This window comes from Synechococcus sp. R5-12, from assembly GCF_047502655.1.
Taxonomy (GTDB): Bacteria; Cyanobacteriota; Cyanobacteriia; order Thermostichales; family Thermostichaceae; genus Thermostichus.
In genome coordinates, this window is sequence record NZ_JANSIM010000024.1 from 1 (window position 1) to 8944 (window position 8944).

Below are 8944 nucleotides of genomic sequence, written 5' to 3' on the forward strand. Positions count from 1 at the left end.
TCCTGAACCATGTTCAGGAGAGTTCAGCGTGAATGTATCAGCACAATGAATCCCGTTCCTCTCTATGTGGCGGCAACAGCTCACGGGTTTGGGCACGTTACCCGTCTGGCGGCGGTCGTGAATGCTTTGCTGCGGCGGGATCCCCATGTTCTGCCCATCTTTGTTACGCCGGCTCCCCGCTGGCTCCTGGAGCGCTATGTAGAGGGGAAGTTTCTCCATCGGCCGCGGGCGTTGGATGTGGGGGTGGTGCAGCCGGATGGGCTGCAAGCGGATCTGCCGGCTACGTTGGCTGCCCTCAAGGCGTTTAAAGCCAGCGCTGCGGAGCTTGTTCGAGAAGAAGCGGATTTCATTCGAGCCCAGGGGGTGCCTTTGGTGTTGGCGGATGTGCCGCCCATTGCTGCGGCGATTGCCCAGGCTGCTGGGATCCCTTGCTGGATGGCCAGTAATTTTGGCTGGGATTTCATCTACCAAGAATACGGCCCTGAGTTTCAACCGTTTGTGGCCTGGGTTCGGGAGCTCTATAGGCAATGTGACCTTCTGTTTCGCCTGCCCTTTAGCGAGAGCATGGTCGCGTCAGCGGTGCGGAGCACTAGCGCTTTTCCGCGTCAGCAGGAGGTGGGGCTGACGGGATCGGATCCCCGCTACCCACCAGAAGAGGTCGCCGCCCAGTTGGGGTTACACCCGGATCAACCCAGGGCTTTGTTCACCTTTGGCGGGCTAGGGGTACGGGGGTTTCCTTACGAGCGGCTCCAAGATTTTCCCGACTGGCAGTTTCTCACCTTTGATCCGGAAGCTCCCCCCTTGCCCAACTTGCGGGTTTTGGATGGGCGGGTGTGGCGACCGGTGGATGTGATGCCCCTCTGCCGCTGGGTGGTGTCCAAGCCGGGCTATGGCACTTTGGCGGAGGCCCTGCGCAGCCGCACACCTATGGCCTGTGTTACCCGCTCTGGGTTTGCTGAGTCACCGTTGCTGGTTGAGGGTTTGCGGCGCTATGGCTGGCATCGCATTCTCTCGCCAGAGGAGTTTTTTCAAGGATCCTGGGACTTTTTGCGGGATCCCGCCCACCCACCCCAGAGGCCGGATGGATTGGATCTGCAGGGGAATGAAACCCTGGCTGCTGCCTTAGAGGCATTCCTGCGGGGAAGGGATGCCGGGTAGCATAAAGGGCAGCTTCCTGCAGCGGATCCCATGGCCAGCAGCTCGACAGAATCTCTGCGGCAACTGTACGAAGAATTGCCCTACCCCAATGTGGCGATTGAGGCCTCGGGCCGCAACGCCATTGACGGGTTGTACCGCCTAAGTTTGACCACCGCCCAATACGCCCGCACCCGCGCCATTGTGCCCAGCGAAGGCGCTCTCATTTTGAATGCTGGCTGCGGCTCGGGCTGGGAAACGTTGATCTTGGCGGAGGCCAATCCGGGGGCGCGGCTGGTGGTGTGCGACCTGTCGGCAGAGTCGGTACGGGTGACGGAGCGACGCTTGCGCTACCACGGTTTCGGAGAGGTGGAGTTGTATGTTCTCGACCTGTTGGATATCGAACAGTTGGGGTTGGAATTTGACTTCATCAGCCTTAACGATGTGCTCTATCTGCTGGACGATCCGGTGGCGGGGCTAAAAGCCCTCAAGCGGGTTCTCAAACCTGACGGGATCCTGCGGGCCAACCTGCACCACGCCTACCAGCGGGAGGTGATCTTTCGCCTACAAGAGGCGTTTCGGCTGCTGGGGCTGTTTGATCTACCCACTCCTGAGGCCTGTCAGCGGGTACGGGAATTCATGGCCAGTTTGGCCTCGGACGAAATGCGGGCAGCCCTGCGCTGGAACCCTGAGATCTACAAAGACGACACCAACATCCGGGCCAACTACCTCTTGCCAGGAGACAAGGGCTTCCTGATCCCCGACCTGATGCGCATGCTCGAGGAAGCTGAGCTGGGCCTGGTTTGTCTGGTGGACTATGCCGACTGGGATCCGGCGCTTTTGTTCAAAGAGAGGGCCATGCCCCCCTGGCTGCAAGCCGAGCTGGACAAACTCTCGCCTGCGGATCAAAATCACTTTTATGAGCTGATCTACCCCAACCATCGCCTCATTGACTTTTGGGCGGAACACCCCGGCTCTTCCTTGGTCTTGCCCTGGAGCGACGCCGATTGGCTGGGGGGCAGAGTGCAGCTCAACCCCATCCTGGCCGACAACGTCGAATTTCGCCAAAACTTTGCCAAAGCTCACGAGAAAAAGCTGGAGTTTGCTATGAATTGGCCGGGATCCAGCTATGGGCGCCTGACCATCTCAGCCCCTCAGATGGCCTGGCTGGGATCCCTGTTGCAGGGGCCAACGGCAGTGAAAGCCTTGATTGAGCAAGCGGCCCAGGTCAACAAGTTAGAGCTGGAAGCGGCCCGGGAGGAAGTGCTCACCTACCTGGCAGGGCTGGAGTCGTTTTTGTTTGTGATGTTGGATCCTGCACCCGTTCCAGGAGAAGGAGTTTTTCCAATCGCTTGAGATCCCCGAGCCTTTCTCCCAAGGGTAGAGGGAAGCCAATGGGCCGGTTCACGGCAACTTGGAACGACTATTGAGGGATTGAGGCTCTGCCGGGCTGCAAGAACGGTCTTGGGCAGATGTCAGATGGGGAGGGATCCCTCTCTAGCGATCCACCAGGCGCAGCTCGAAGGTGAGGATGTTGGCGGCCAAAATCTCCAAAGCCCCGCCCTCAATGAGGTCGCGAGTGAGGGCAGCCCCGGAGCCACTTTGTTGGATCAATTCGCGGCTGCGGCGCACCGTCTCCTGTCGCTGGGGGTCGTCCACAACCACCTGCCGCTGATTGGACAGGCTGAGGCGATAGAAATTGGGCAGATCCCCCCGGGTGGCATCAATGGCCAGATTGGTCTCTTCAGGGGCTACGCGGAAGGGGGCACGGGCGGTGAGCAGAGCCACCTGGATATCTTGGTCTCGCCCATCAAGGCCCTGCAGCTCGGATATATCGATCTGGAAGTTGAGGGTATCGCGGTCGCGGGTGAGGCGATTGACCCGTACCTGGTTAAAGCCGACGGCAAACTCTCGTTCCGGCTCTCCAAACCGCTGGATGGTGGCTTGCAAGACCGACTCTTCGTTGAGGGGGGTAACCCGAATGAGGTAATCCCAGTCCCGCACAAAGGTGTACTCGTTGAGCCCCACACGGACGTTGGGATCCACCAAGTTGGCGGTAGGGCCAGGGCTGCCGGCCCGGCTGAGAGCTACCATGTACCAGTAGTTGGGGCTGATGGGCAAACCCAGGGTCATGCGTACTTCCAGCACTGGCCGCGCCCAAGCGGCAACAGCTGTGAGAGCCGTTATGGCCATGGCTCCCAAGCAACTCCACAGCCAGCGCTGAGGAGGAAAATTAAGCTGCGGCGGGCAAGAGCAAGTGATGGCTGGGGTTCTCATTCAAGCCTCTTCAACTCTCCGGCAGGTGGCGGCAGCCTGAACTCCTTTCCTGCTCACTCTGGAACAGTCTAGCCAGGAATGGCGTGCCCTCAACAGGGGATCCCAAGGGTCGGCGGCGGAGCGCCAGCAGAAGTTTTCGTTAAGCAGTGATGATTCGGTGTGGAGGATGGCTATGCGCATTGCTCAGATTGCCCCTTTGCATGAGAGTGTGCCCCCCAAGCTCTACGGCGGCACCGAGCGAGTTGTGTCTTGGCTCACCGAAGAGCTGGTGCGGCGGGGGCATGAGGTGACGTTGTTTGCCAGCGGCGACTCCCAAACCCAGGCTCGCCTCATCCCCTTTCGGGAGCGGGCTTTGCGTTTGGATCCCACGGCCATCGACACAGTGGCTCCTCATGTTTTGATGGTCGAGAAAGCCTTTCAGATGGCCGACGAGTTTGACATTATCCACGGCCACATCGACTACTATCCCTATGCCCTGGCCCGTCGCCACCCGCAGGTTTCTTTTTTGGCCACCCTACACGGGCGACTGGACATTCCGGAGCTGCAGCCCCTCTACACCGAGTTTCAGGACATTCCGGTGGTCTCCATCTCCAACGCCCAGCGGCTGCCGCTGCCCCAGGCCCGCTGGGTGGGGACGGTCTACCACGGCTTGCCCCTGGATCTCCACCGTTTCTATCCAGAAAAGGGGGACTACCTGGCCTTTTTGGGCCGGGTCTCCCCGGAAAAAGGGCTGGACACGGCTATTGAAATTGCGGCGCGGGCAGGGATGCCGCTGAAGGCTGCTATCAAGATCGATGCGGTGGATCGCCAGTACTACGAGTTAGAAATTAAGCCTTTGGCCAGTCGCCACCCCAATGTGGAGATCATAGGGGAAATCACCGACCAAGAGAAAAGCGAGTTTTTGGGCAAGGCCTGTGCGGTGCTGTTTCCCATCCGCTGGCCGGAGCCCTTTGGGCTGGTGATGATTGAAGCGATGGCCTGTGGCACGCCGGTAATTGCCACCCGTTTTGGCTCAGTACCCGAGGTAATGGCCGACAGGCGCTCCGGCTTTATTGTCGACTCGGTGGAGGAAGCAGTGGAGGCTGTGGAGAAGGTGGGATCCCTAAGCCGAGCCGGGGTGCGGCAGGTGTTTGAGGAGCGGTTTAGCGTGGAGAGGATGGTGTCGGACTATGAGGCTCTCTACCACCAACTGGTAAACGAGCGGCAACTGGCCTCGAGGACGGCAGCCTAGCCTATTAGGGCCCTTGGAAAGCGGTGTCGACTATCGCCGCCATCTGAGCTGAACCTTGCTCCCTCTCTCTTTCGGTTGCATGAGAATCGAAAACAAGAGATCGAGATGGCAGAAGACATCATCCAAATTCAAGATCAGTACTACATCCGGGCCAGCGCCTCTTGGGTGGAGGCACGCTCTCATGTTCTCAAGCATGACAACTGCTTTGCCATCTTTGACCGGCGAGGGAACATGCGCCCCCTCGGCATCCGGGATCATGGCCTCTTCCGGGACGACACCCGCTTTTTGTCCCGCTGGGTGTTGGACTTGCAGGGAAAGCAGTTCCTGCTGCTCAGCTCAGAGGTGCGGGAAGACAAAGATATTTTGGCGGTGGATCTGACCAACCCGGAGTTCACCACCTCAGAGGGGCAGTTTATCGGTCAAGATACCCTGCATGTTCTACGGACTACTTTTTTGTGGAACAACGTTGCCTACGAGCGCATTCGCATTCACAACTACGGCTCGGAGCCGTTTCGCGTGCCGATTACCCTGCGCTTTGAGGCAGACTTTGCCGATATTTTTGAGATCCGGGGCATCCGACGGGCCCAGCGGGGTCAAGTGCTGCCGGCCCAGGTGACCCCCGAGAGGGTGGTTCTTCGCTACCGCGGCTTAGATGGAGTGGAGCGGCAAACCCAGTTGCAATTTTTGCCGGCGCCGGAGCTAGTGTCGGAGAAGCTGGCGCAGTGGTGGGTGCCTTTGGCCCCGCAGGAGGAACGGGATTTGGAGCTGAGGGTGATCTGCAGCTACGGCGGGGAGGAGATTGCCCCTTTGACCTACCAGGAGGCTCTGCAGGCGGAGCGGGAGCAAAGGGCTTCCTTGCGGGCGCAAGCCCACTGGATCGACACCGGCAATGCTCAGTTTAACGATTGGCTCAACGCCTCGCGGGATGACCTGCTGATGATGCTCACCCGCACTCCCTACGGGCTTTATCCCTATGCGGGGGTGCCCTGGTTTACCACGGTCTTCGGGCGAGATGCCCTGATCACCGCCTTGGCTACTCTTTGGTGGTTCCCGGACTTGGCCCGAGGGGTGTTGCTCTATCTGGCGGCCCATCAGGCCCAGGAGGTGGATCCCAGCCGCGATGCCGAGCCTGGCAAGATCCTGCACGAGCAGCGGCGCAGCGAGATGGCCAAAACCCGCGAGATCCCCTTTGGCAATTATTTCGGCAGCATTGACTCCACCCCTCTGTTTGTGGTGTTGGCAGGACGCTATGTGCAGCGCAGCGGCGATCTCGAGCTGTTGCGGCAGTTGTGGCCCCATATCGAGGCAGCCCTGAGATGGATGGACACCTACGGGGATCCCGATGGGGATGGCTTTCTGGAGTACGCGGGCAAAGCTCACCGGGGCCTGCGCAACCAAGGCTGGAAGGATTCTGAAGATGCCATCTTCTACCCGGACGGATCCCTGGCAGAACCCCCCTTGGCCCTGTGCGAGGTGCAGGGCTATGCCTACGAAGCTAAGCAGTTGGCAGCAGAGATGGCCGAGCTGCTGGGGCGGCAAGAGCAAGCAGCCCAGTTGCGACAACAAGCGGAAAAGCTGCAGCAGCAGTTTTGGGATCACTTCTGGTGCGAAGAGTTGGGGGGCTATGCCCTGGCTTTGGATGGCCAGAAGCAACCCTGCCGGGTGCGCAGCTCCAACATGGGCCACTGTCTGTTTTCGGGGATCGCCCATCCCGAGCACGCCGCCCGCATTGCCCGGCAACTGCTGGAGCCAGCTTTCTTCAGCGGCTGGGGGATCCGCACGGTGCCGGAGGGAGAGGGCCGCTACAACCCCATGTCCTACCACAACGGCTCCATCTGGCCCCACGACAACGCCTTGATTGCCGCAGGCTTATCTCGCTATGGCTTCAAGGGCGAAGCGGTGCGGGTTTTGACGGCGCTGTTCGATGCCAGCCAGTTTTTGGAGCTGAAGCGGTTGCCGGAGCTGTTTTGCGGTTTTGGTCGTCGACAGCGGGAGGGCCCCACCCTTTATCCGGTGGCCTGTCTGCCCCAGTCTTGGGCGGCGGCCAGTGTGTTTTTGCTGCTGCAGGCTTGTCTGGGGCTGGAGATCGACGGGCTGGCTCAACGGGTACATTTAACCAAGCCCACTCTGCCCCTGTGGCTGCCCCATGTCATTCTTGAGAATGTGCAGGTGGGCCAGGGATCCCTGGACATCGGTCTCTATCTGCAGTCAGGAGGGGTGGGGATCACCGTCCTCAGGAGTGTGGGGGACGTGGAATTGACGGTGAAATAATTGCAAAATCCAAGACGTCCACAACACAACCTACAACTGAGTTTCACCTGCCAAATGTGGCGATAGGGACACAGCTCAACGGTTCAAACGGCTCATCTCACATCAGAAGCCCTACTCTTGAATGTAGAGCTGATCTAAATTCCACAAGGGCCCCAGAATAGGTCGGGGATCCACCCCTTGAATGCGGTTGCGCAGGGCTGAGAGAACCAGGGGGTTAAAAGTGCCGATTTGGGGCAGTTGTTCCTGAATGATGATTTGAAACCGGTCGTAGAGGGCTTTGCGCTTCTCAAACTCCAGTTCCCGCACCCCTTCAATAAAGATGCGGTCGATCTCCCGTTCCCAATCGCTCACCTCAACCCCTTCTGCCGGGTTGCCGGGCAAATCTCCCAGATTAAAGAGGTGCAAACGGCCGTCGCTGCGCCAGATGTTGGAGCCGTTGTTGGGCTCGGTGCCGCCGCCACCAAAGCCCAGCAGCAGGGTTTCCCAGTCGCGGCTATCGGTGCGCTGCACCAGGGTGTTGAAGGCGATGGGGGTAAAATCAACGGTGATGCCGATCCGCTCCAGATCAGCTTTGATCAACGCGCCGGTGGCCTCCCGCTGATTGTTGCCGGCGTTGGTGAGCAAGGTGAAACGGACACGGTTGCCCTCGGAATCCCGCAGGTGGCCCTCAGCATCATAGGTGTATCCGGCATCGAGGAGCAGTTGCCGCGCTTTTTCAGGGTTGTAGTCGTAGGTGGGCAAGCCCTCTTCGGGGCTGAGGTAGAAAGGGCTGGCGGGGGAGAAAACCGAGTGCTGGATCTCGCCCAACCCTTGCAGAACGCTATCTACGTAAAACTGCCGGTTCATGGCATGGGCCACCGCCCTGCGGAAGTTCAAATCGTTGAACCAGCGGCTTTTGACGGGATCCACAAAGGGCCGCCCGGTCTGGGGATCGCGGGCGCGGCTGAGGTTGAAGGCAAAGAAATTGTTGTTCAATGTCTGGCCGAGATTGTAGATGGTGAACTGATCCCGTTCTTCTTCCCGCTTCAAGAGCTGAAAATCTCTCCCCCGCACCGAAAACACGTCGGTCTCGCCGGAGCGAAACTGCAGCAGCGCGGTGTCCTCTGAGTCCACAATGCGCAGGATTACCCGTTCAATGCGCGGGATCCCTTCCCCTTTCCAGTAATAGGGGTTGGGCCGGTACACCAGCCGCTGGCCGGGGGTGTATTCCTGCAAGATATAGGGGCCGGCCCCCACCAACTCCTGCACCGGCGTGTCGATACCCCAGGTTTGCAAGAAAAGGGGGTTGCCCTGGCTGTCCACCTGCTCGACGGTGGGCTCGAGGATGTGCTTGGGCAAAATGGGGGATCCCGCCTGCAGCAGAAAGGGAGCGAAGGGCTCCGGCAAAACGAACTCAATCCGCCGCTCGTCCAGCGCCCGCACCTGAGGCAATGCTCCGGCTTCTCCAATTCGCTTCACATCCCGCGCAGAAGTCGGGATCCGCTCGTTGAAGATGATGCGGTTAAAGGTAAAGTCCACATCTGCTGCTGTCAGAGGCTCTCCATCCGACCAGCGCAGCCCCTCCCGCAAGGTAAAGACATAGCGCAAGCTGTCCTCAGACACTTCCCAGCCTTCCGCCAGCTCCGGTTTGGGCAAGAGGGTATCCTCATCCAAGGTGACCAAGCCCGCCTCCAGGTAGGCGATGGCGTCGCGGCTGGAGCTTTCGGCGGCCAAATAGGTGTTGAAGGTTTTGGGATCTGAAGTCACTGTGGCGATCAAATGGGGCGGGCGGGCAGGGGCAGCACAGGCACCAAGCCAGAGCAGGAGGATCCCTAGTAGAGAGACAAAAAGGTTCCTCCTGAGTCGGTTTGCCGAGGTGTTGTTTTGGCCCGCCATTTCTTTTGCCAAGTCGTTGTTCCAAGCAAGTTTGGGACGGCTCGCCCGCATCCCGCGCCCTGTGGCCCAAGCGCTCCGCGCTGCTGAGGCCCTCACCCCCAGCCCTTCTCCTAGAGGAGCATGACTCTAGTCAATAATAAGCTCAACTATACTGAA

At 59.5% G+C, this 8944-nt stretch carries 6 protein-coding genes; 4 read left to right on the plus strand and 2 right to left on the minus strand.

All coding sequences use genetic code 11. From position 1 onward, the window contains the following. Positions 1–45: 45 nt before the first annotated feature. Both NW843_RS01910 and NW843_RS01915 read left to right on the plus strand, forming a co-directional pair. On the plus strand, positions 46–1158 hold the full coding sequence (locus NW843_RS01910; protein WP_414521953.1) for a glycosyl transferase: 1113 nt from the start codon (positions 46–48) through the stop codon (positions 1156–1158). A gap of 30 nt (positions 1159–1188) precedes the next feature. Beyond that, complete coding sequence (locus NW843_RS01915) at positions 1189–2490, plus strand: class I SAM-dependent methyltransferase (RefSeq protein ID WP_414521954.1); 1302 nt, start codon at positions 1189–1191, stop codon at positions 2488–2490. 141 nt (positions 2491–2631) lie between these two features. Here the strand turns inward: NW843_RS01915 and NW843_RS01920 are convergent, their stop codons facing one another. Next, positions 2632–3327 carry a hypothetical protein gene (locus NW843_RS01920; protein WP_041436270.1) on the minus strand — a complete coding sequence of 232 codons (696 nt, stop codon included), beginning with the start codon at positions 3325–3327 and terminating at the stop codon, positions 2632–2634. 256 nt (positions 3328–3583) lie between these two features. Here NW843_RS01920 and NW843_RS01925 point away from each other — a divergent pair, with 256 nt between their 5' ends. Then, positions 3584–4642: a glycosyltransferase family 4 protein gene (locus NW843_RS01925; protein WP_414521955.1), complete on the plus strand. Its 1059-nt coding sequence runs from the start codon at positions 3584–3586 to the stop codon at positions 4640–4642. Between the two features lie 105 nt (positions 4643–4747). Beyond that, entirely contained in the window at positions 4748–6913 is a 2166-nt protein-coding gene (locus tag NW843_RS01930) for a glycogen debranching N-terminal domain-containing protein (RefSeq protein WP_414521956.1), read from the plus strand. A 111-nt stretch (positions 6914–7024) separates the two neighbouring features. Here NW843_RS01930 and NW843_RS01935 read toward each other — a convergent pair whose 3' ends face one another. After that, positions 7025–8659 carry an ABC transporter substrate-binding protein gene (locus tag NW843_RS01935; RefSeq protein WP_414521957.1) on the minus strand — a complete coding sequence of 545 codons (1635 nt, stop codon included), beginning with the start codon at positions 8657–8659 and terminating at the stop codon, positions 7025–7027. Between the last annotated feature and the right edge of the window lie 285 nt (positions 8660–8944).

What these genes read in the sequence shown, in the direction of transcription:
- NW843_RS01910 (WP_414521953.1), top strand. Translation starts at nt 46, where the DNA reads ATGAATCCCGTTCCTCTCTATGTGGCGGCAACAGCTCACGGGTTTGGG.
- NW843_RS01915 (WP_414521954.1), top strand. Translation starts at nt 1,189, where the DNA reads ATGGCCAGCAGCTCGACAGAATCTCTGCGGCAACTGTACGAAGAATTG.
- NW843_RS01920 (WP_041436270.1), bottom strand. Translation starts at nt 3,327, where the DNA reads ATGGCCATAACGGCTCTCACAGCTGTTGCCGCTTGGGCGCGGCCAGTG.
- NW843_RS01925 (WP_414521955.1), top strand. Translation starts at nt 3,584, where the DNA reads ATGCGCATTGCTCAGATTGCCCCTTTGCATGAGAGTGTGCCCCCCAAG.
- NW843_RS01930 (WP_414521956.1), top strand. Translation starts at nt 4,748, where the DNA reads ATGGCAGAAGACATCATCCAAATTCAAGATCAGTACTACATCCGGGCC.